This window comes from Francisella philomiragia subsp. philomiragia ATCC 25015 (assembly GCF_000156715.1).
GTDB classification, from domain to species: domain Bacteria; phylum Pseudomonadota; class Gammaproteobacteria; order Francisellales; family Francisellaceae; genus Francisella; species Francisella philomiragia.
Genome location: NZ_DS999316.1, coordinates 655,426 through 678,548, shown reverse-complemented (window position 1 = coordinate 678,548; position 23,123 = coordinate 655,426). Strand labels below are relative to the sequence as shown.

The following is a 23,123-nucleotide window of genomic DNA, read 5'->3' as shown; positions in this document are numbered from 1 at the left end:
ATAATTAAATATGATTTATGAAAATCTTTTAGCAATACCTAAAGCAGAACTTCATCTCCATATAGAGGGAACATTAGAGCCTGAGATGATGTTTCAATTAGCGCAAAGAAATAAAGTAAATCTTAAATATGGCTCAATAGATGAAATAAAAAGAGCATATAATTTCAATAATCTTCAAGATTTTTTAGATTTATATTATCAAGGAATGTCTGTAATATTGACTGAGCAAGATTTTTATGATCTAACCTATGCTTATTTAGTCAAGGCAAATCAGGATAATGTGACACATTCTGAAATTTTTATAGATCCACAAGCACATTTAGAAAGAGGAATATCTTTATCTATAGTATTTAGTGGTGTTACACAAGCTATTAAGCGAGCAGAGAAAGATTTTTCTATAAAAACAAGTATAATAGTGTGCTTTTTACGACATTTATCTGAAAATCATGCTTTATGTTCTTTTGAAAAAATAATGGATTTTCGTGAGAGCTTTATAGGCATAGGTTTAGATAGTAGTGAATTAGGAAATCCACCATCTAAATTTAAAAGAGTTTTTGAGCAGGCGAAGAAAGAAGGTTTATATTTGGTTGCTCATGCTGGTGAAGAAGGTCCTGTTGAGTATATTTGGGAAGCAATAGATATATTAGGGGTTGATAGAATAGATCATGGTAATGCTATTTTAAATGATGAGACACTAATACAGAGAATCATAAAAGATAATATAGCTTTAACAATGTGTCCATTATCAAATAAATGCTTAAAAGTTACAAGTAACTTATCTGATCATCCAGCGGCTAAACTTTTAGAAAAGGGTGTTAAAGTAACTATCAATTCGGATGATCCTGCATATTTTGGAGGTTATCTTAATGAAAACTATAGGCAGATAGCTCAAGCTTTGAAGTTATCTGAAGCTCAAATTATTAGGCTCATAAATAATGGTTTAGAGGCAAAGTTTATCTAGTCTAAATGTTATGAAATTAAAAATATCTGAAGCATTTAAAAAAGGAACTTTATTAATATAAGTTTCACTTTTACAATCCACCAGTGATATCAATAATAGTACCGGTGCAGTAGTTTGCGCCATCTGATAATAGCCATATAACCCCACTAGCAATCTCTTCAGGATAACCACCTCTTTTAAGCGGGATTTTATGTTTGATCTTGTTAACTCTATCGGCATCGCCCGAGAGTTTATGGATATCTGTATATGTAGAGCCAGGTCTTATACAGTTTACAAGGATTCCTTCATCAGCTAGTTCTCTTGATAAACCTTTTGTAAGAGTATCAATCGCACCTTTAGTACAAGCGTAATCTATATACTCATTAGGAGAGCCTGAGCGAGATGCGCCAGATGATATATTAATAATCTTACCACCACTATAGCCATATTTTTGTGACATATTTTTTATAGCATACTTTGCACATAGAATATTCCCGATAGCATTTACTTGGAATACTTTTTGCAGACGATCGGCACTCATATCTTCTAACCGAGAGGTATGAAAAATTGTACTAGCATTATTTATAAGGGCATATATAGAACCATGGTCAGATATAAATTCATCAAACATTTTTTTGATATCTTCTTCATTTGCTATATCAGCGCAATGAGTAGAAATATTGATATTATAGCTAGATAGCTGAGTTTTTAGTTTATCAATATTCTCATGATTTTTATTATACTGTAAACCAACATTATAACCAGCTTTTGCTGCAGCTAATGCTATGGCAGATCCAATTCCACCATTAGCACCTGTGATTAAAATATTTTTCATAAATGTATTTTTAGTGTTTTTTTGCACTTAGGTTCCAGCAGATAGCTAATAATGCAGTAGCAATCACACAAGAGCCTAATAAGAATATAAATACAGCATCCCAACCTAGCATAGTTGCGATAATACCAATCACCGCTTGAGCTCCAACTGTACCTAAGAAATAGCCAAACAATCCTGTGAATCCAGCTGCAGTACCACCAGCTTTTTTAGGCACTAAGTCCAAAGCTAATATTCCTATCAAAGCAACAGGTCCGTAGATAAGTACACCCATAGCAGATAATGAAAGTAGTAATACCCAAGCAGTGTCACTATACCAGTATACAAACAAAGCACCGATGAATAAAAGCATACATATCACACCCATAGGAGCTCTACGACTACCAAAATATTTATCTGTTATCCAACCAATTATTATAGTTCCTGGAATCGCAGGTAATTCAAACAATGCAAATCCCAAAAGTCCTGTAGTTGTTGACATGTGCTTAACATGAACAAGATAATATGTTGACCAGCTTAAAAGACCATATCTAGCACAATAAACAAAAGCATTTGCAAATGCAATTAGCCAAACCCATTTATTGTTTAGGACATATTTAAAGAAGATTTCTTTAGCTGAAAACTCTTGTTCATGATGAGCTTCTGAAGTTGTATAGCCTTTGTATACTTCTATAGCTGGTAAGCCAACTGATTGAGGAGTATCAGCACCAAATATCAAAACTAAAATAGATACAAATATACACATTGCACCAGCAACATAAAAAAGGCCGTGCCAGTTATCATGAAATATTAGTAGCCCAATAGGTACAACTGCAATAGCTAAAAATCCAGCACCAACATTATGAGCAGTATTCCAGATCCCCATTTTTGTACCACGCTCATTAGCACAAAACCAGTGTGTCATGATACGCGCACATGCTGGCCATCCCATACCTTGTACCCATCCGTTAACAAGCATTGCAATGAATAATACAAGTACGCCTAGAGATAATAAGCTAGGTAATATTAGGTTTATAAGCCCCGTAATAAATAATCCAATAGCCAAAAATATCTTTGCATTACTTCTATCTGAGATATTTCCCATCAAAAATTTACTTATACCATAAGCTATACCTAAACCCGCTCCAATTAGTCCAAGCTCATCTGGAGTTAAGGTTGTAATATATTGTTTTGATACATCGAAACTACTACGACCAAAATAGTATGTGAAATAACCTATATAGGCTACCAAAAACATTCTTAGGCGCCAATGAGGGTATGCTTTTTGAATTTGCTCTTTAGCTAATAAAGGCAGAGCTTTCGCAGGTTTAAGAAAATTCATTATTAATTGGTAAATATTAAACAATAGTAATTCGCTAGTTTAGTTTAATTTTTGGTATTCAGCAATATAAATTAACTGTTTAATTAGGATGTTTTAGATGATGTTTAGAATTTTTTTGGAAAAGGGATGTTAGGATAAGCAGGTGGTAAATCTAAACCTTTAGCTGCTTCTACACCTCTTAGTATGTCTGGTCTATCAGTAATGATACCATCAACTTTCCAATCGATTAAGTTATTGATAACTTCATAGTTGAAATCACTACCTTCATCTTCTGTCCAGCCCCAAGTCACAACTTTGACACCTAGTTTATGAGCTTCTTCAACATCTTTTTTAGTTAGATCTTTTTCATAAGGTTCCCAGAATGTACCACCTAATTTTTTAACCATTAATGGATAATTGTAATTATAGTCTTTAGGATCAAGTGGAGCTGTCCATTTTTGGTAATCCGTAAGTTGTTTTGCTTGTTCAGCATTCATTGGCTCTGTTGTATGATCTGTCAAATATGCTGTTTTGACTTTTGGATTTAATTTCTGTAAATCTACTAGAGCTTGCCATTCAAAAGATTGTACCTCAACATTATCAGTCATATCTGTTTTAACCAAAACTTTGTTTAAAGCTTCAGCCATTTCTTGTGCTGACCAGCTTGCATTTGGATCATAAGGGTTGGTTTTTATCTCAATTTGTAAACGAACTCTACTACCAACATTAGATTTGACATAGTTGATAACTTCTTCAAGTGTTGGCATATGAACATTATCCATACCAATATGATTTGGATACATTTTTGCTGTTGCAGAATTAGGCTTTATATATCCAACTGTGTATTTTTTGACTTGATCTAAAGAGAGATCTTTTATTGGAGTTTTTTCTGTTACCCAATTACCATTTTCATCTTTTGTAAGATCTGGGTTTAGTGTTAAATCGTGTGTTACAACTAAAACTTTGTCTTTAGTCATATTTATATCCATATCAATAACATCGACACCAACACGCATAGCCTCTGTATATGCTGGCAAAGTGTTTTCTGGAGCAATAGGTCTAAGACCTCTATGAGCATAAATGTTTATAACATCAGCAGTAGCGATACTAACACTACATAAAGTAAAAGCAGTTGCGGTAATTTTTTTGAACATTTTGACTTACATGATTTGGTTGAAAGCAGAAGTATAATTACTTTTTTATTATCAAATAGCAATATTTTTATATCAGAAAAATGGTTTTTTATGATAGTTGTTTACTTTATAATCACCGTAGTGATTTTTATCTTTGATTAGTGATGTCGATTAGAAAAAAAATTATAATTGTATCGATTATATTTGTTATTTTTGTCTTAGGATTTATTTATTATATTAGTAGATCGAGTATTAAAGTAATTCCTGGTTACGTTAGTACAGATGTTAGATATATATCTTCACAGGAAAGTGGTAGGCTTCTTAGATTAGATGTAAGTCAAGGAGAGTATATTAGAGAGGGGCAATCATTATTTCTAATTGATTCATCAAAAAATCAGACTTTATTAGATTCAAATAAATTTCTGTACAGTGCATCTCAGGCAGTCTCAGAAAATATGTCTAAAGGTAAAAGACAACCATATATAGAAAAGACAGCCATCGATATATCTAATGCTAAAGCAAATTTAGCCGTTGCATCTAAAGAGTATCAGCGCCAACAAATGTTATTAAAAGATGATAGTACTTCTCAAAAAGAATTTGAACAGGCGCAAAGTAAATATATCCAAGCAAATAATCAAGTTGAAGCATTAGAGGTAATGCAAATTATTAATAATTTACCTGCTCGAGAGGATTTGCGAAATGCGGTTGACTTTATGTCAAAATTTATCAATAGTAACTCTAAATATTTACAACAAAAAATCAGTTCAGCAGATGTTAAATCATTAGAAAATGGTTATGTTTATCAGATTTTTTATCACAAAGGTGAACAAGTGCGGGCGTATAGTCCAGTAATGACTATTATTAATCCTGAAGATGTATATATTGTATTTTATTTATCAAAGGATAATTTAGCTAACCTACATATTGGCCAAACTATTAAATTTATTACACCTAATAATAAGAGTTTAGAAGCTAAAGTTAGTTATATCTCACAAAAGGCTGAATATACACCGCCATTATTGTATGGCATAAATTCTGATTCAGAGATTTCTTTTGAAGTGCATGCTAAGGTTGATTACTCCGCAAATAGCTCTGAGATTCATATCGGAGAGCCTGTAAAGGTAGAGCTAAGATGATAAGTGACAAAGAGGATCAACTAATAATAGATGTCAAAAACCTTACCAAAGTCTATGGTGATAAAACGGTAGTTGATAATATCTCTCTGCAAGTTAAGCAAGGGGATATTTATGGTTTTTTGGGACCTAATGGTTCAGGTAAGACAACCTCTATAAGAATGGTATGTGGTCTACTTCCAATTACAAAAGGTGAGGGTACTTGTCTTGGTTATGATATAGGTACTCACGCGAGTATTATCAAACAGCAAGTTGGTTACATGACTCAGAAATTTACACTCTATCCCGATCTTACAGTTAGAGAGAATCTCAAGATTTTTGCGCGACTTCATAGTTTAAAAAATATTAAAGAAGCTGTTGAGAAAACAATAGATAATCTGCAAATAGGTAAAGCTAGAGCAAATCAAAAAGCTTATGAATTATCAGGTGGTTGGAAACAACGATTAGCTTTGGGTGTGGCAACAATTCATGATCCTAAATTATTACTATTAGATGAACCTACAGCTGGAGTAGATCCAAAAGCACGCAGAGAATTTTGGGACTATATATCAACACTATCAAGTAAAGGCATCACAACATTGGTATCAACTCACTATATGGATGAAGCAGAAAGGTGCAATAAGTTGTCATATATCGCTTATGGAAAGCTGTTATCTAGTGGTACTCAAAAAGATATTATTAATAGCTGTGGTATCAAAACATACAATATTTCAGGCAAAAATGTTTATAGCCTTGTGTTAGAGCTTCAAGATAATACTGAAATTGAGCAAGTATCAATGTTTGGTAGTAGTGTACATCTTAGTGTTAAAAATAATGTTGATATTACACACATTCAAACAGAGTATAATCAATTTGAATGGCAATCAATAGAAACATCACTTGAGGATGCTTTTATATATTTGATGAGTAGCCAAAAGGATAACTTTGCATGAAGTATTTTGATATTAATAGATACTATGCGATTTTTCTCAAAGAAGTTATTCATATGCTTAGAGATAAAGTCACAATTGGACTAGTGATTGGTATACCACTTATTCAGCTAATACTATTTGGCTTTGCTATAAATATGAATCCAAAGCATCTAAGTACAGCAATAGTTAATGCTGATAAGACACTACAAACAAACTATCTAATCGAGAAAATTAATAATACTGGTTATTTTGATATCAAATATCAAGACATCTCAAGAGATGATGCGACAACACTAATGCGTAAAGGTAAGGTACAGTTTATCATAGATATACCGCCTAACTTTACTAAGCAAGTTTATCGTGGTGAATCTCCGAATATTCTAATAATAGCAGATGGAGCAAATGCAACTTCAAACTCAGGTGCTTTACACGCTGTTGATAAGGTCAAAGAGATATACAGTCAATACTTTTCTAATAAGCAGATACCTCAGCCACAGCCTTTTAATTTTGTAATCCATAATAAATATAATCCAGAGAGTAAAACACAAAATAATATCGTACCAGCATTGGCAGGAGTGATTTTGACTATGACTATGGTTATGGTTACATCTTTGACAATCACACGTGAGAAAGAGTATGGAACTATGGAATCTCTACTTGCGACACCTGTTACATCTCTTGAGATTATTTTCGGTAAGATTACTCCATATATTGTGGTTGGTTATATTCAGTTATTGCTTATTATAATATTTGCCAAAGTAATATTTGGAATAACTATAGTTGGTAGTATTTTACTATTACTTATCGCAACTTTTCCTTTCATTATTGCAAATCTCTTGGTGGGTATTACATTTTCAACTATTGCTGATACACAATTACAAGCAATGCAAATGACATTCTTCTTTTTCTTACCATCGATATTGCTGTCAGGATTTATGTTTCCATTCGATGGTATGCCAGAGTGGGCACAAGTCATAGGTAATATTTTACCATTAACTCATTATCTAAATATTGTCCGAGAAATTCTTCTCAAAGGAGGAGGATTCTTTGATATTCTAAATAGCATTTATCCACTATTGATTTTTATGATTGTGGTTTCGATAATATGTATTAAAAAATACAAAAATACTATTTAGATTATTTAGACGAACTTTAATTCTACTTAAATACAAATTTCTTTTATGGTATCTTTAAGGCTTAAAAATTAGAATCTAAAAAATTAGGAAATAAGTTTGTTAAATTATAAAGAGAATTTTATTGGCAGGAACATCAAATCAGATGTATTATCTGGTTTTGTAGTTGCAGTTGCTCTAATCCCTGAAGCTATAGGCTTTTCATTTATCGCGGGAGTATCTCCTACAGTTGGTTTATATACTGCTTTTATATTGGGTCTGATAACAGCTCTTATAGGTGGTAAACCCGGGATGATCTCTGGAGCAACTGGAGCGGTAGCAGTTGTATTAGTAAGCTTAGGTATTCAAGTTAAGGCATCACTTTCACCTGAGATGCTAAACTCACTTACCCAGTCTGGTGAACTAAGTAGTTATATCCTGCAGTACATATTGTTATGTGCGATTATGGCTGGTGTTATACAAGTTACAATTGGGATACTTCGTTTAGGTAAGTTAATTCGCCTAGTACCACAACCGGCGATGTATGGTTTTGTTAATGGTTTAGCGATAGTTATCGCTTTAGCACAAATACCATTATTCCGAGGTGAAGGAATTACAATGTATGTATTAGTTGGCATAACTATGTTGATTGTTTACTTCTTACCTAAATTTACTGACAAAGTGCCTTCAGGTCTGGTAGCAATTATTGTTATAACAGCTGTAGTAGTATTCTTCAAATTACAGACAAAAAATGTTGGAGATTTGGCAGATATCTCTGGAGCATTTCCAAGTTTTGCATTGCCTAATATTCATTTGACTATGCAGTCATTTCTTATAGTATTACCTTATGCTGTGATTGTTGCACTTGTTGGTTTGATTGAATCACTGCTGACATTATCAGTGCTTGATGAAATGGATAATAAGCATGGTAATGGTAATCAAGAATGTATCGCTCAAGGTACTGGTAATATTGTTTGTGGTTTCTTTGGTGGGATGGCTGGTTGTACCATGATAGGTCAGTCAATAATTAACTTCACAAATGGCGGGCGTGGGCGTTTATCATCATTAACAGCAGCATTGCTATTGATATCTTTTGTAGTTGCTCTATCTGGGTATATATCTTATATTCCTGTCGCGGTGTTAGCTGGTATTATGTTTATGGTGTGTATCAATACTTTTGAGTGGGAGAGTGTTAATCGTATCCGTTATATGCCAAATTCAGATAAGGTGGTTTTAGTGGCAGTTACTGTTATTACTGTATTTTCGGATTTAGCGATTGCCGTTATTTCTGGTGTGATTATTTCAGCTTTAGTTTTTGCTTGGAAAAGTTCACAAGTACATAGCCGTACTCATAGAGAAGATGACAATACAAAAGTATATGAGTTTTTTGGACCACTATTTTTTGGTTCAACATCTTCGTTTAAGAGCTTATTTGATGTAAATTATGATCCAGATAATATTATATTAGATTTTGCTAACTCTAGAGTTATGGATATTTCCGGAGCTGAGGCAATAGATGATATTACTAAAAAATACTTAGATTTAGGTAAAAAAGTTACGCTTAAACATCTAAGTGAAGATTGTCGTAAAATACTCAAAAGTGCAGGTCCATACTGTGTTTTTGAAGAAATAGATCCAACTTATAAACTCGCGAGGGATGTCTAATGAAAAAGATTAAAATAAATACTACTAATGCACCGCAAGCTATAGGTTCGTATGAGCAAGCTATAAAAGTAGGAAACTTTGTATATACTTCTGGTCAAATACCACTAAAAGCAGATGGCACTATGTCTGGAGAGTGTGTTAAAGAACAAACTACTCAAGTCATGCAGAATCTAAAAGCAGTATTAGAAGCAGCAGGCTCAGGTCTAGATAAAGTAATCAAGGCAACTATCTTTATCAAAGATATGACAGAGTTTAAGCTTATTGATGAAGTTTATGGCTCTTTCTTTAATGGTAATTTCCCAGCTCGTTCATGTGTAGAGGTAGCTAGATTACCAAGAGATGTGAAGGTTGAAATAGAAGCGGTCGCTTTAGCAGAGTAATAATTTTCTAATGTACTATCTCTTAGTAGAAGAGATTATAAAGTTTAAAGCCTAAGACAGTAATTATCATCACTACAGAAGGGTAGAATGTTAAAGTAAATCCTAAAGCTCTGGCACTGGCTCCTTTTCTATAATTAACAAAGAATAATATTCTTCCTAAAGCAAAAGTGAAAGCTGCGAAAATGATAGTTGACATACTTTGAGCTGGCATGATTACAGACCAAGCGGAGTATGCTACAAAAGCTATACATAATTGTTCTAAAGTATTTTGTATTAAAGATTGTAGGATCTTAGCTTGCTGTGATCCTTGTGTTAACCCACTACCATTTATATCAGTATCACTAAAGAAGCGATATTTTGCTAATCTTGCTACGGCAATTACAAGAAATACCCCAGGAATTATTAAACTATTAAAAGCTATAGTAATTTTATTATCTATTTTTCCCAAATTAAAAACATCACATATTGATCCTATAGCAACTATCAAAATAGATAGAACTATTCCAATTAATAGTCCCTGTAAAACGCCTTTTTGTTCATTGGTCATGATATCTAATCCTATATTTTTATCTCTTAGAAGTATTATGATTTCTTAAATGATAACTTGCAAACTTTAGTAAAAACAATTTACTTAGGATATCTATATAAGATATATTGAAATTATGACTTCTTAATTTTGAAATCAATATGAAAATATTTCGTCACTTATATGCACAGGTTTTACTTGGTATAGTTATAGGAGTTTTACTTGGAATTATTACTCCTCATTTTGCTGTAGCTTTGAAGCCTTTTGCAGATGTTTTTGTTAAATTAATCAAGCTGATGATAGCACCAATTATATTTCTGACACTCGTTTCAGGTATTGCTGCAATGAAAGACTTAAAAGCAGTGGGTAAGATAGGTGGAGTGGCATTATTGTATTTTTTCTCAATGACAATAGTTGCTCTAATAATTGGGATGGTTACGGCAAATCTACTAAAACCTGGATTAGGTCTTAATATTGATCCAAATACTCTAGATGCTAGTGCCGCAAAAGCGTATATGGGAAATGTTGAGCATGTGGCAAATATGCAAGACTTTTTTATGAATATTATTCCTCATACATTTGTAGGAGCTTTTACAGATGGCGATATTCTGCAGGTACTTTTTGTATCAATATTATTTGCTGTTGGCTTAGTAATGTATGGAGAATCAGGCAAGCCAATATTAGATGGTATCCAGAGCTTATCCAAAGTATTTTTTAAGATAATTCATGTAATAATGCATTATTCACCGATAGCTGCTTGTGCTGCGATTGGTTATACAATAGGTATGTATGGAGCAGGTACACTACTTGGTTTATTAGGGTTGTTGCTATGCTTTTATATTACATGTTTGATATTTATCTTAGTATTTTTAGGGTTAATACTAAAGCTATATTGTGGCATAAATATATTTAAACTACTTGGATATATCAAGACAGAAATACTTATCGTATTAGGTACTTCATCATCAGAAACAGTTCTACCAAATTTGATGGAGAAACTTGAGAATTTAGGTTGTGATAAATCGGTTGTAGGTCTGGTGATACCAACTGGATATTCTTTTAATTTAGATGGTACAGCTATATATTTATCACTAGCTGCGATATTTATAGCACAAGCATTAGGTATAGAGCTTACTTTGAGCCAGCAAGTTTTTATGCTACTAATTATGGTTATTAGTTCAAAAGGAGCTGCTGGTGTTACAGGCAGTGGATTTATTATATTAGCGAGTACTTTGAGCGCCTTGGGCGTAGTACCAGTTGCAGGTATTGTGATTATCTTAGGTATAGATAGATTTATGTCAGAAGGGCGTGCTATTACAAATATGATTGGTAATACTATAGGAACTATTATTATATCCAAATGGCAGAAGAAATTAGATATTGGTAAATTAAATAGTGAGTTGAGAGGGTAACTTACAGTCTAACAACCCTATCAAATTTATTCAAAAGCTTAGCATTATGAGTAATAAATATTACAGTCTTATTTTGCATAAGCTTAACTAGATTTTCAAAAACTAATCTTTCAGTTTCTTTATCAAGTCCTTCGGTTGGCTCATCTAGTATAAGTATAGGCTTATCTTGTAAGAATGCACGCGCTAAAGCTAGACGTTTTTGCTGACCACCTGATAATTGCCTACCAAGCTCACCAGTCCAAGTATCCAGTCCTTTTGGTAGTGACTCAACATGTTTTTTTAATTCAACTTTTTCTAAAGCTTCTAGGAGCTCTTCTTCAGTAGCATTATCTTTAGCAATCTTTAGATTTTCTCTAATCGTGGTATTAAAGATATGCGGAGATTGATTAATCACAGTCATTAGGTTTCTAAGTTGATCTTCGTTAAATTCTTTGATATTTCTATCACCGATAGCGATTTCACCACTATTAACATCCCAGAATCTAGCAAGTAGGTTGATAATGGTAGATTTGCCTTTTCCTGTTGGTGCGAATAGTGCTATTTTTTCATTTTGTTTGATTTCTAAACAAAAATCTTTAAGTACTGATTGCTCTGCATTATATCCAAAATCAACATTATTGAAGCTGATACTATAGTTATCTAAACTAATGTCAGAGTTTGTTGGATACTCAACATCTGCTTTAGCATCTGTAATATTTAATATCCTTTTTGAAGCAGAAATTGTCTTACCTAAATACTGATATGCTAGTGGTAATGGCATAATTGATTCAAACATTGCCATTATCGCCAAAAATATCAAAGCAATAAATGCACCACTTATATAGCCATTTTGAGTTAGTTTGACTGCAAAAACTGTTACCATAACTACAGTTAAGCCTAACGCCAAAGTCATTAAAGCACTACCAAAACCGCTTATAAAACTGATTTTTTCTTCTTGATTTAGTAGTTCAGTATTTTGCTTTTTAATATTTTCTAGATGCTTACCTTCTAAGTCAAAGATTTTAAGCTCTGCTAGAGAGTTAACATGTTCTGTGATATTTGTCTTTAATTCAGCACTAGTGTGATTAAGATCTTGAGTTTTTCTCATAGCTAAAAGGCTACTAACTAACGGTATTACAAATCCTATTAGTAATAATGATATAAATGTCAGTAGCGCAAGGCTCAAACTAAAGAAACTAAATAATATAGCTATAGTTATACTTGCTAAGACAAATACAACAGTTGGGGAGATTATACGAATATATAGATTATCTAATGCACCAATATCATTGACTAGACGTGTAAGTAAGTCGCCACTTTTATATTTGTACAAATGAGAAGGCGCAAGTGGTTCAAGCTTTTGATAGAACCATACACGAATATCTGTAATTATTCTAAAAGTTGCCTCATGTGTTAGTATTCTTTCACCATATCTACTTAGTATTCTACCAAGTGAGAAAGAGCGTACACCAGCAGAAGGGTAAAAATAGTTAAATGAAGTTGCAATAGCATAGGTAGTAGTAGCCAAATAACCAGTATATGAGATAAACCAGCCAGATAGTGACATTAGTCCTATGCCCATAAGTATTGCTGACCATGCAAGTAGAGTACCCAAGAGCATCCATTGAGTTTGACTTTTAAACAGCTTTATAAACGGTATTAAATTTCTCATGCTGTTACCTCATTTCTATAGAAATTATAGAACTCACTATTTTGATCGCTAACTAGTTTTTCAAATGTTCCTGTTTCAACTATTTTTCCATTTGCTAAGACTACAATTTTGTCAACACACTCTAGGAAGCTTAATTTGTGAGTTAGCATAATTACAGTTTTATCATTCCAGTTTGATTTTAATGAGTTAATGATTTTCTCTTCACTATTTTTATCTAGACTTGCTGTAGGCTCATCGAGAATTAGGATATCATGAGATTTTAGATATGCACGAGCTAAAGCTAATCTTTGCGCCTGTCCTCCAGATACTCCTATATTCTGCTCGCCAACTTCCGTATCTAAACCATTTGCAAGAGAGCTTATAAATTCATTTAAATCGGTATTTTTTAAAGCTTGATTTATTTGCTCATCTGTAGCGCTAGCATTTGCGAGTAGTAGATTATCCTTGATAGAACCTTTGAATAATGATGAGTTTTGTCCTAGCCAAGAGATATTTTTTAGCCAAGATTTTTCTTCAAGATTTTTTAGCTCAATAGTGTTATTAACTAAGATATTACCTTGATATTTTATAAAACCAAGTAGCGTATTTATCAGTGTGGTTTTACCTGCGCCACTAGCTCCAACTATAGCTATTTTTTGTTTGTGATTAATCTCTAAAGAAACATTATCAAGAGCTATTTTATCATCATACTTAACTATCAAATCTTTGATGTTTATAGAGTTTACTTTATCATTAAATATTTCATTTCTTTCTTGATGAGATGGTTGCATCTCAAATATTTTAGAAATTTCTAGAGCAGCACCAACTGCTTCAGCTTTGGCATGATAATGAGTGCTAAGCTCTCTAAGAGGCATAAAAAACTCAGGGGCTAAAAGTAGAATAAATAACCCACCCTGTAAAGTTATATTTTCTAGCGACCACCAAATATCATTACCTGCACCAGCATTGATAAAACCCATACCAAGATATATCGCAACTAGAGCGATCGAAGCAGCAGCAAAAAGCTCTAGTACAGCCGAAGATAAGAAGGCGATTTTAAGAACTTTCATTGTACGGATTCTATAATTATCAGATGCTTTGTAAATAGTTTCGCTATGAGATTTGCTTTTATTAAAAAGTTTTAGAGTTGTAAGTCCTTTTAGAGTATCTAAGAAAGTCATACTCATTCTTGCAAGAGTTTTAAAATGTTTTTGGCTTTCAGATTCTGCTCCTAAACCCACTAATATCATAAATAATGGTATAAGAGGGGCGCATATTAGTAGTAGAATTCCACATACTATACTTTGCGGAAATATAAATACTAAAATAGCCAAGGGCATTAGCCCAGATAATGTTATTTGAGGTAAAAACTTAGTCAAAAAACCTGTTAATCCTTCGACTTGCTCCATCGCACTAGTTATTATGTTGGCATTAGAAGTTTTATTAAGCTCAATAGGGCCAAGACTATTAACATGAGCTAAAATATCTTCACGAATTTGTTTTTTCACTAATGTTGCGGCTTTGTAGCTTACTATTTCTCTGATCCAGCTTAATCCAGCTCTGATTAACACAATCACAATAATCAAAATAAAATAGGTGCTTAGTTGACCTAGTGTTGAATTTTGTAGATATGCTTCATAAGAAATATGAGCTAGTAGATACAGTTGACCTATTAGTAGTAGACCACTTAAGAAAGCTATTAGTACAGTTAATTTAATCCATTTTTTAGCAGGAGATGCGATATCTTTAAGCCAACTCCTTGCTAGTTTTTTATCTTCTTTGGATGCATCTGAAAGCATTAGAAATTTAGTAGTTTTTATTTTGTTTTAAATTATAACACAATAGAATTATAAACTTGTTTATGATATCAAACTAGTGCTGAAATATAGTAAAAAAAAGAGTTTTGTGGTAATTTCTATAATAGTTTATTCACTTTAAAGTAAGGTTAATACGATGAAAAAAAGATATCTAAGTTTATCGGTATTAAGTTTGATGATATTACCAATGTTTTGTGGAGCTGTTCCTGAAGCTACTTCTATGGATACTCCAGCTCAAAATATAACTAGTGATAGTAGTACAAATCAGCAGCAACCACCACAAGCAGTTAAGACTTTGGCAGATGTTGAGTCTGAAAATAATCAAGCAACTATTGATAACTCTAGTAAAACTCAATCTAAGAAAGAGGAAATTAGCAATATTGATGATGCAGCTAATGGTTTGACTAGTTAGCTAATTTTATAAATTGGATATAGATAATGACTAGGAGATTCTCTTATGAAAAAAATTAAAATAGCAATTATAGCGACAGCTTTGGGATTATCTTCTTTATCAGTATATGCTGATGATTTTGATTATTCACAAGGGGATTCTTATCAAACAGGTAAAGAATTTGGACAATCTGTTACTCAAGCAAAACAAGATATTATCGAGAAGACTAATAATGCTTCACAATCTATGAATCAAACATATAATGATGTTAAGAATAAATTTTCTGAAACAGCTAATCAAATAGTAGATCAAGCACATAAGAGCCAAGAAGTTATAAAAGCAAAGGCAAATGATGCCTCAGATGCTTTGAGTAATATGGCTAATAGTGCTCAGACAAAAGTTCAAAACTTTAAAAAAGGATTTGATGATGGTACAGATCAAGCAAGTAGCGGAGCTACTATGGTTTTTTAAATAGTTAAGTAGATATTGTATGAAAATTTTTAAAAAAATTCTTGGAAAAATAAATATACCATTAATAGTTTTCTTGGCTCTTGTAGGTGGCTTGTTACTTGTTGCAAATATAAAAAGTGAACCAGTAAAAGAAGTCAAAGAAAAAGTAAATAATGCCGTTGATAACGTTTCTAAATCACTTAATAGCGCAGCTAAGACTAATAGTAGTCCAATAGAGTCGTAAGACTATCTGAAGATAAATATAGTAGGATTGATCTTTATTTTAGTGACTACTTTATATAATAAGTGAATATTCCAGTATATCATTGAAATGCTTGAAGCAACTGCTAGTCCGTATACTCCCCAATGCAAAGTAAAAATACTTCCTAATATGATATTTAAAGCTAAAGCGATATAGAATGCAATACAAGTGTTTTTCTCAAATCCAGCCATATTAAGAATTGTAGCTACACAACCAGAAAGTACATTAACAATTTGTCCCACCATTAGAATACAGAAAATAAAGTATGATGTTGTATATTGCTCTCCATACATTAAAGTTATTGGATAACCGCAGATGATGAGACCCAATATGGCCACAATAGATAGAACAAATATTATTCTTGTGTATGATGTTATTTTCTGTTGAAATACTTCTCTAGAGTTATTTTTATAGTCATCAGCTACCTGTGACAAAACATTAGAGTTTACTGCATTTAATACGAAACTTATTAGAGCGCTAAGCTGCAGTGCGACACCAAATAGTGCTACATTGCTAGGACCTGATAATCCTTTTAAAATAATAATATCTACCTGTGATAAAAGTAGCAATCCCCACTGCATTAAAGCAAAAGATAAGTTGCTACCAATTGGTTTAGCACTTTCGAAACTATATTTTGATGTCTGGATAAGCCATATGGATGTAACATAGATGGTCATAAAGATCATCATGGTCCCAATAAGCATTGCAGTATCATTAATATATAAGACTATAAAAGCTATGGTTAAAAATAGCATAATAAGTCTTAAACCAAGTTGTATTAGATTAGCAAAAACAACAACTCTTCTTGCAACAAAAAATGACTGGAATATATTTGCCATAAAAAATGGTATAGCAAACAACAATGCAAAATTTTCTATTGAATTATCATTATGTTCAGAGTGGTTATAAAAAATTATTACAGTAATTATTATAATTACTATAGCAAAGCCTCGTTTGAAGTACCAGTTGTGTACTCGAAACGTTTCTTTATGGCGCTCAAAGCTACTTTCTAAGTCAGATTTACCCCAAGTTCTGGCTAATATACCACCAGCTCCCATAGTTGCAACTACGGCTATGATAGTAGCAACGGTAACACCAAAAATATAAAAACCATAATCTTTTATATTTAGATGGCGAGCTAAAAGGATAGCTGTAATAAATGCGCATGCTTGTCCTAAAGCTTGAACAACCATAGTTTGCAAAGATTTGGATAGTATATGGTTAGCAAGTATTTTTTTTATCAAGATTAGCTAATGGTTTATTTATCAATTAAATTTAACAAGATTTTAACAGTAAAGAACAAATAATATAAGGATAATTTTGACGAGATTACTTAGTTTGTGTATTGAAGGTTTCTAGTGCAAGGGCGAGTGAGCCTTTTACGCCTGTATTATCACCAAAAGAGGCAGGTACAATAAAGCTATTCATATCTTTTAATGCAGGGTATTCTAAATAGTTATTTATATAATCTGCTACATTTTTCCGAATCATATCAAATAAGATTGTCTTATGCATTACTCCACCTCCTAGAATAATCTTCTCTGGAGAAAATGCACATATATAATTGACTAATGCTTTTGCGATATATTCAGCTTCAAACTGCCAAGCAATATGATCATCAGCTAGTAAACCAGCATGGCTTACATTCCATCTTTTATTTATAGCAGTACCTGATGCAAGACCCTCAATACAGTTGCCATGAAATGGGCAGCATCCTAAGAAATTATCTTGTGGATTTTGTGGTATTAGTAAGTGACCAATTTCGGAGTGCATTGCACCTTGTACTAGCTTATTACTACAGATTATTCCGCCACCAACACCAGTACCAACCGTTAAATAAAGAAGGTTTTCTAAGTCTTGAGCACAACCCCAAAGTTGTTCACAAATAGCCGCAGCATTTACATCTGTATTAAACCCAATAGATCCTTTATAGACAGATTTTACTGCTTTAACTATATCAAAGTTTTGCCACGCTATTTTTGGAGTATTTGTAATATATCCATAAGTTTTAGATTTAATATTAATATCAATAGGTCCAAAACATGCCAAACCTAGAGCTTTGATCTCATAATTTTTCTGATAATTCCTTATTATCCCAAGAACTTCAGACATTGTTTCTTCTGGCGTGGTAGTATCCGTACGATAACGTTCTATTACATTTCCATCAAAATCACCAACCGTTGTGAAAAACTTAGTACCACCAGCTTCTATACCTAATAAATGCATACCAATTGATTTAATAAATGTATTTAATATATTTAAATAGTATCACTGATAAGCTTAGTTTAGAATTGTTTGATTGAATGTTTATTAAGTTTTTGAGAAATTTATTTTTGTTTTTCTAATTTATCAGTAAATATTTTCAGATCTTTTTTTTCAAAGTCATATTTTAATTCATGATTGGCTTGAGCTAGACAGTTTGATAGATATTCTTTTGCAAAATTAATACTATTATTATTTTCAAGTTGTCTAGAAATATGAAGAAGACTTTTTTGGATGCGTTTTGCTACCTGAAGGTTATTGCTTCCGTAGATTCTTATATATTCAAATCCACTTTTTATAAAACGATCTATCTCAATACCTTCCACATAAATATTTTTATAAATAACTTTGGTAGTAGAGTCTGTATGATCAATTAGATACTTCAAACAACGATTAAGCGAATCAATAACACTAATAGCAGTTCCAGGATCATTTGTTCCAGGACTTAAAGCTTTAGCTGCGATTTCACTGAGAGTTTCTACTCCAAATATTGGATCTTCAATAAAGTTTTTTTCATTAGAGATAATAAAATTATCAGTAATTTTGCTAAGCATCTCTTTAGATAAATATTTGGGAGATTTGATATAAGCTATAATCTCAGAGCTAGCTAAGTGTTCTCCTTTGTATTTTACAATGTATAGTTTTGCATTTAGTTTTTCACAATAGTTGTTTAGAAGTTCTAGATGAATTTCATTAAGAAATCCATAATAATCAGAGTAAATTGGTAGTGCCTCTTCTGGTATTCTTTCTTTATCCAGCTTATTACAATACATGTACGGATTTTTTGTATATTGTTTAACTGTAGAAAAAGCTTGTTTCTCCGTTTTTTGCAAGATAGTTTTTATTTGTCCAAGTTTTGCAATATTGTCAATCCATACAATAAACGTAAGAATAATCCATATAAATACGAGTATGGTAATAATAAATATTAAAAAGATTCCTGTTTGATTAAAAATTCCAGATTTAAGACCAATAGTAGCAATAACTCCATATATAAAAGCACCGATAAAGGTTGATGTAGCTTTATGAGAAGTGCTGTCTCTTAGAAGTATAGATAGTACTCTAGGTGTTCCGGATTGACTAGCTGATGTATAAGCTGTAACTATAGCACCTACAGCAAAAACCATTGCTGCAATCATACTATTTGTAATTATAGAGAGTAGGGTAGTAACAGTATCTTTATTAATAGTTGTAGAATAGAAATTTATACCTATTTTCTGAAATAGATAACAAAAATATATTGCTAAAGTTGCTACAACACAATAAGCTGCCGGTTTAAACCAAAGTTTACTTTTCAATACATAAATCTGACGCTTTATAATTTTAAAAATCTTTGACATTAAGAACACCTATTAAAAATATTTTTGAAGTTCTTTATAATCATTTTTCTCATAAAATCTTCTTTTCAAAACTAATGATTTTCTTTTAACTTTATAAACACTTTATAAACAATATATAAAGATATTAAAACATACTTTATAATCTCAAAATATAAAAATATTAATGATGATATTAAAGCTAATATAGTTAAAAAATAAACGGCTAAAAGCGCTATAAAAATATAATAGTTAATATTAAGAGAATTAATAAATATATAATATAAATAAGCCATAAATATTATAAAAATAGTTAATGCGCCTAAAATCATAGTTATTTTTATTAACTTAATTACATCAGGCTTTCTTATAATAGGCAATATAATCCACTTTTCCTTACCAAATTTTATAAGATCTAATAAAAATAATGAATTAATCTCATTAGCAGTAAGAAAATTAATAAGATAAATACGTACAAAGATTTTTCGAATATCGGCAATATCAAATAAAAGTTTATATTTATAAGCTTTTATTTTTTTGACTGAACTTGGATTATTTTTATTTAGACAATATTCAAATGTAGCTTCAAGCTCATCATATTTATATTTATTAAAGCTATGTTTATCAAATTTTTCTTTAAAATAAGTCGATCTCAAAATAATTGCAATAATCAGAGGCATTATTGCAATTATAAGTGTCACAAGTATACTTATTATTTCATTATTTAATAACAGAAATTCCACCCATATAGTTAATAAGTGCTTCAGGAATCATGATAGATCCATCTTCTTGTTGGTAATTCTCAATAATAGCTAGTAATGTTCTACCAACTGCTAAACCAGAACCATTTAAAGTATGTACCAATTCAGGTTTTTTCATACTTGGATTTTTGTGTCTAGCCTTCATGCGACGAGCTTGGAAATCTCCACACCAGCTACATGATGATATTTCTCTATAAGTATTTTGTGAAGGTATCCAAACTTCTAGATCATAAGTCTTTTTCGCACTAAACCCCATATCTCCCGTACATAGTTTGACTACTCTGTATGGTAGGTTTAGTTTTTGTAGTACTTTTTCTGCATGAGATGTTAAGAGCTCCAAAGATTCTTCACCTTTATCAGCTATAGTGATATGCACTAATTCAACTTTCTCAAACTGATGTTGACGAATCAATCCTTTAGTATCTCGCCCATAAGAACCAGCCTCACTTCTAAAACATGGTGTGTGTGCCGTGTAGTATCTAGGTAGAGATTCTGTATCTAAGATTTCATCTCTTACTAGATTTGTGATAGGTACTTCTGCCGTTGGTATTAGGCTATATTCAAAGTCACCTTCTAATTTAAACAAATCTTCAGAGAATTTAGGTAACTGACCTGTTCCATACAAACTATCATTATTTACCATATATGGCACATATAATTCTTCATAGCCATGCTTTTCTGTATGCATATCTAACATAAATTGTGTCAATGCACGATGAAGCTTAGCAATTTTACTTTTTAGAACTACAAATCGACTACCTGTAATTTTTGCTGCAGCTTTGAAGTCAATCATATTAAGTATTTCGCCAATATCTGCATGATCTTTAGCTTGAGCTTCAGGGTGAAATTCACGAGGAGTTCCCCATTTTTTTATCTCGACATTTTCGCTTTCATCCTTACCAACTGGTACATCATCAGCAGGGAGATTTGGCATAGAAAGAAGAGTATTATTTATACAGTCTTGAAGATCTTTCAGCTTTTTTTCGATTACTTTTAGTTCATCGTTGATATCATTAACTTTGGCAAAAATGTCACTAGCATCTTCACCTTTAGACTTTCTTTTACCTATTTCTTTGGAGATAGTATTACGTTGAGATTGAAGCTCTTGAGTTCTCTCTTGAAGGTCTTTTCTTTTTGCTTCTTGAGCTTTGAATTCTGCTATATCAAACTGATAACCTCTAGTTGCGAGTTTCTCAGCTACTTCTTCTAAATTATCTTTAATATATTTAGCATCAAGCATTTTGTCTGAAATCCTTATTTTTCAAATTTAAATATAGTTTTGCCTGTCATTTCTTGAGGCTGAGCAATATTCATTACATTAAGTATAGTTGGAGCAATATCAGATAACTTGCCATGCTCTAAAGCTACTTGAGCTTTTTTATGCCCAACATATACAAATGGTACCAGATTGGTAGTATGAGCAGTATGAGGCTTTTGTGTTTTAGGGTTGACCATCATATCTGCATTACCATGATCTGCGGTAATAAACATATTACCATCATGTTCAAGTATTGCATCTTTCAATCTTGCTAAACATTTATCAAGATATTCAATCGCTTGCATTGCTGCTTCATAGTTGCCAGTATGACCAACCATGTCTGAGTTTGCATAGTTGCAAACTATACAATCATATTTACCATTATTGATAGCATCAACTAGTCTGTCAGTAACTTCCGGAGCTGACATCTCTGGCTGTAGATCATAAGTGGCAACTTTTGGAGAAGGAATTAATATTCTATCTTCACCTTCAAATTGATCCTCCTTACCACCATTAAAAAAGAAAGTTACGTGAGGATACTTTTCAGTTTCAGCTATTCTTAGTTGAGTCTTATGATTTTTCATTAGCACTTCACCAAGAGTGTTAACTGGTTGTTCTGGTGGGAATGCTACATTACATTTAAGTTTTGAATCATACTCTGTGAGAGTCGTGAAGTTTATGTTTAAATGTCTATCTTTCGGGAAATGATCAAAGTTCTCATCCGTGAAAGCATGAGATATTTCTCTAGCTCTATCAGCTCTAAAATTCATAAAAATAACACTATCATTATCTTCAATTTTTATCAGTTTTCCATCTTTTTGGATACAGGTTGGAATGACAAATTCATCAGACTGATCACGAGCATAAGACTCTTCTAGAGCTTCTAATGCCGAATTACAAACAAATTCAGCATCAGCATTGACTATAGCATCGTATGCTTTTTCAACTCTATCCCAACGATTATCTCTATCCATTGCATAGTATCTACCACTAACACTAGCAATATAGCCAAGATTAAGTTTTTGTAGCAGATCATCTGTTTTTTTGATTGAGCTTTCAGCTGAGCGTGGAGGAGTATCTCTACCATCTAAGAAAGCATGTAGATATACTCTTTTGACACCTTTTTGTTTAGCAATTTTTATCATTTCAAAAATATGTTCTTCGTGAGAGTGAACTCCTCCAGGAGAGAGTAGACCCATTAAGTGAAGATTTGAGTCTTTTTGAATAACATTATCAATAGCATCACAGATAGCTTTATTATTACCAAAAGTTTTTTCTTCGATTGCTTTATCAATTTTTGTAAGCTCTTGATAGACCACTCTACCACAACCAATATTTACATGTCCGACCTCAGAGTTTCCCATTTGACCTCTAGGTAAACCAACTTCTAAGCTAGATGCGCTAATTAATGTTCTAGGAAAGTCTTGCCAGATGCTATCCCAAGTAGGAGTGTTTGCATTTTTGATAGCATTAAAGTAATCACTTTCGCTATAGCCCCAACCATCTAAGATTACTAAAAGAGTAGTTTTTTTCATATTTATCCTCAAAAACTTTTAACTTTTGAAATTATTTTTAAATACGAGTGTCATTATAACTTTATATTTGTACTTTGTCTGCTTTGATACAAAAAAA

At 32.2% G+C, this 23,123-nt stretch carries 22 protein-coding genes; 10 read left to right on the top strand and 12 right to left on the bottom strand.

Annotated elements, in window-relative coordinates; translation table 11 throughout:
• Positions 1-10 precede the first annotated feature (10 nt).
• On the top strand, positions 11-961 hold the full coding sequence (locus FTPG_RS08705) for an adenosine deaminase (protein WP_004288087.1): 951 nt from the start codon (positions 11-13) through the stop codon (positions 959-961).
• Positions 962-1,031: 70 nt separating this feature from the next.
• On the opposite strand, the gene FTPG_RS08700 is transcribed toward FTPG_RS08705, so the two are convergent.
• The 3 genes from FTPG_RS08700 to FTPG_RS08690 all read right to left on the bottom strand — a co-directional run bounded on the left by FTPG_RS08700 (position 1,032) and on the right by FTPG_RS08690 (position 4,226).
• Entirely contained in the window at positions 1,032-1,775 is a 744-nt protein-coding gene (locus tag FTPG_RS08700; protein ID WP_035722722.1) for an SDR family oxidoreductase, read from the bottom strand.
• Between the two features lie 10 nt (positions 1,776-1,785).
• The gene (locus FTPG_RS08695; protein ID WP_004288085.1) at positions 1,786-3,093 is read right to left on the bottom strand and encodes an MFS transporter; all 1,308 of its coding nucleotides are present in this window, start codon (positions 3,091-3,093) and stop codon (positions 1,786-1,788) included.
• Positions 3,094-3,197: 104 nt separating this feature from the next.
• Positions 3,198-4,226, bottom strand: coding sequence for a glycerophosphodiester phosphodiesterase (locus tag FTPG_RS08690; RefSeq protein WP_004288084.1), 1,029 nt, complete (start codon positions 4,224-4,226; stop codon positions 3,198-3,200).
• A gap of 143 nt (positions 4,227-4,369) precedes the next feature.
• Here FTPG_RS08690 and FTPG_RS08685 point away from each other — a divergent pair, with 143 nt between their 5' ends.
• From FTPG_RS08685 to FTPG_RS08665, 5 genes are all read left to right on the top strand, one after another.
• On the top strand, positions 4,370-5,341 hold the full coding sequence (locus FTPG_RS08685; RefSeq protein WP_035722655.1) for an HlyD family secretion protein: 972 nt from the start codon (positions 4,370-4,372) through the stop codon (positions 5,339-5,341).
• A complete protein-coding gene (locus FTPG_RS08680) occupies positions 5,338-6,270 on the top strand; it encodes an ABC transporter ATP-binding protein (RefSeq protein WP_004288082.1) in 933 nt (310 codons plus the stop codon). The genes FTPG_RS08685 and FTPG_RS08680 overlap by 4 nt, the downstream gene beginning before the upstream one ends.
• Positions 6,267-7,385: an ABC transporter permease gene (locus FTPG_RS08675; RefSeq protein WP_004288081.1), complete on the top strand. Its 1,119-nt coding sequence runs from the start codon at positions 6,267-6,269 to the stop codon at positions 7,383-7,385. The genes FTPG_RS08680 and FTPG_RS08675 overlap by 4 nt, the downstream gene beginning before the upstream one ends.
• Positions 7,386-7,481: 96 nt before the next feature.
• Positions 7,482-9,026, top strand: a complete 1,545-nt coding sequence (locus FTPG_RS08670) for a SulP family inorganic anion transporter (protein ID WP_004288080.1) — start codon at positions 7,482-7,484, stop codon at positions 9,024-9,026.
• Positions 9,026-9,406, top strand: coding sequence for a RidA family protein (locus FTPG_RS08665; RefSeq protein ID WP_004288078.1), 381 nt, complete (start codon positions 9,026-9,028; stop codon positions 9,404-9,406). The genes FTPG_RS08670 and FTPG_RS08665 overlap by 1 nt, the downstream gene beginning before the upstream one ends.
• A 22-nt stretch (positions 9,407-9,428) precedes the next feature.
• Here the strand turns inward: FTPG_RS08665 and FTPG_RS08660 are convergent, their stop codons facing one another.
• A complete protein-coding gene (locus FTPG_RS08660; protein WP_004288077.1) occupies positions 9,429-9,953 on the bottom strand; it encodes an MAPEG family protein in 525 nt (174 codons plus the stop codon).
• A gap of 140 nt (positions 9,954-10,093) precedes the next feature.
• Between FTPG_RS08660 and dctA the strand changes: the two genes are divergently transcribed.
• Positions 10,094-11,344 carry a C4-dicarboxylate transporter DctA gene (dctA, locus tag FTPG_RS08655; protein WP_004288076.1) on the top strand — a complete coding sequence of 417 codons (1,251 nt, stop codon included), beginning with the start codon at positions 10,094-10,096 and terminating at the stop codon, positions 11,342-11,344.
• Position 11,345: 1 nt separating this feature from the next.
• Here dctA and cydC read toward each other — a convergent pair whose 3' ends face one another.
• Positions 11,346-12,995 carry a heme ABC transporter ATP-binding protein/permease CydC gene (cydC, locus tag FTPG_RS08650; protein WP_004288075.1) on the bottom strand — a complete coding sequence of 550 codons (1,650 nt, stop codon included), beginning with the start codon at positions 12,993-12,995 and terminating at the stop codon, positions 11,346-11,348.
• Positions 12,992-14,773: a heme ABC transporter permease/ATP-binding protein CydD gene (gene cydD / locus FTPG_RS08645; RefSeq protein ID WP_004288074.1), complete on the bottom strand. Its 1,782-nt coding sequence runs from the start codon at positions 14,771-14,773 to the stop codon at positions 12,992-12,994. Before cydD ends, cydC begins: the two co-directional genes overlap by 4 nt.
• Positions 14,774-14,927: 154 nt before the next feature.
• On the opposite strand from cydD, the gene FTPG_RS08640 reads away from it, so the two are divergent.
• From FTPG_RS08640 to FTPG_RS08630, 3 genes are read left to right on the top strand one after another with little or no spacing between them, the layout of a single operon-like run.
• Entirely contained in the window at positions 14,928-15,203 is a 276-nt protein-coding gene (locus FTPG_RS08640; RefSeq protein WP_004288073.1) for a hypothetical protein, read from the top strand.
• A gap of 45 nt (positions 15,204-15,248) precedes the next feature.
• Positions 15,249-15,653 (top strand): YtxH domain-containing protein, encoded by a 405-nt coding sequence (locus FTPG_RS08635; RefSeq protein ID WP_004288072.1) that lies wholly within the window; start codon positions 15,249-15,251, stop codon positions 15,651-15,653.
• Positions 15,654-15,672: 19 nt separating this feature from the next.
• Complete coding sequence (locus tag FTPG_RS08630; RefSeq protein ID WP_004288071.1) at positions 15,673-15,876, top strand: hypothetical protein; 204 nt, start codon at positions 15,673-15,675, stop codon at positions 15,874-15,876.
• A 2-nt stretch (positions 15,877-15,878) separates the two neighbouring features.
• Here the strand turns inward: FTPG_RS08630 and FTPG_RS08625 are convergent, their stop codons facing one another.
• From FTPG_RS08625 to gpmI, 6 genes are all read right to left on the bottom strand, one after another.
• Positions 15,879-17,138, bottom strand: coding sequence for a lipopolysaccharide biosynthesis protein (locus FTPG_RS08625; protein ID WP_004288070.1), 1,260 nt, complete (start codon positions 17,136-17,138; stop codon positions 15,879-15,881).
• Positions 17,139-17,223: 85 nt separating this feature from the next.
• The gene (locus FTPG_RS08620) at positions 17,224-18,120 is read right to left on the bottom strand and encodes an ROK family protein (RefSeq protein WP_004288069.1); all 897 of its coding nucleotides are present in this window, start codon (positions 18,118-18,120) and stop codon (positions 17,224-17,226) included.
• A gap of 101 nt (positions 18,121-18,221) precedes the next feature.
• Positions 18,222-19,496 carry a DUF2254 domain-containing protein gene (locus FTPG_RS08615; RefSeq protein ID WP_050754315.1) on the bottom strand — a complete coding sequence of 425 codons (1,275 nt, stop codon included), beginning with the start codon at positions 19,494-19,496 and terminating at the stop codon, positions 18,222-18,224.
• Positions 19,497-19,567: 71 nt separating this feature from the next.
• Entirely contained in the window at positions 19,568-20,152 is a 585-nt protein-coding gene (locus tag FTPG_RS08610) for a hypothetical protein (protein WP_004288067.1), read from the bottom strand.
• Positions 20,153-20,192: 40 nt separating this feature from the next.
• Complete coding sequence (serS, locus tag FTPG_RS08605) at positions 20,193-21,473, bottom strand: serine--tRNA ligase (RefSeq protein ID WP_004288066.1); 1,281 nt, start codon at positions 21,471-21,473, stop codon at positions 20,193-20,195.
• Between the two features lie 14 nt (positions 21,474-21,487).
• On the bottom strand, positions 21,488-23,026 hold the full coding sequence (gpmI, locus tag FTPG_RS08600; RefSeq protein ID WP_004288065.1) for a 2,3-bisphosphoglycerate-independent phosphoglycerate mutase: 1,539 nt from the start codon (positions 23,024-23,026) through the stop codon (positions 21,488-21,490).
• Positions 23,027-23,123: the final 97 nt, after the last annotated feature.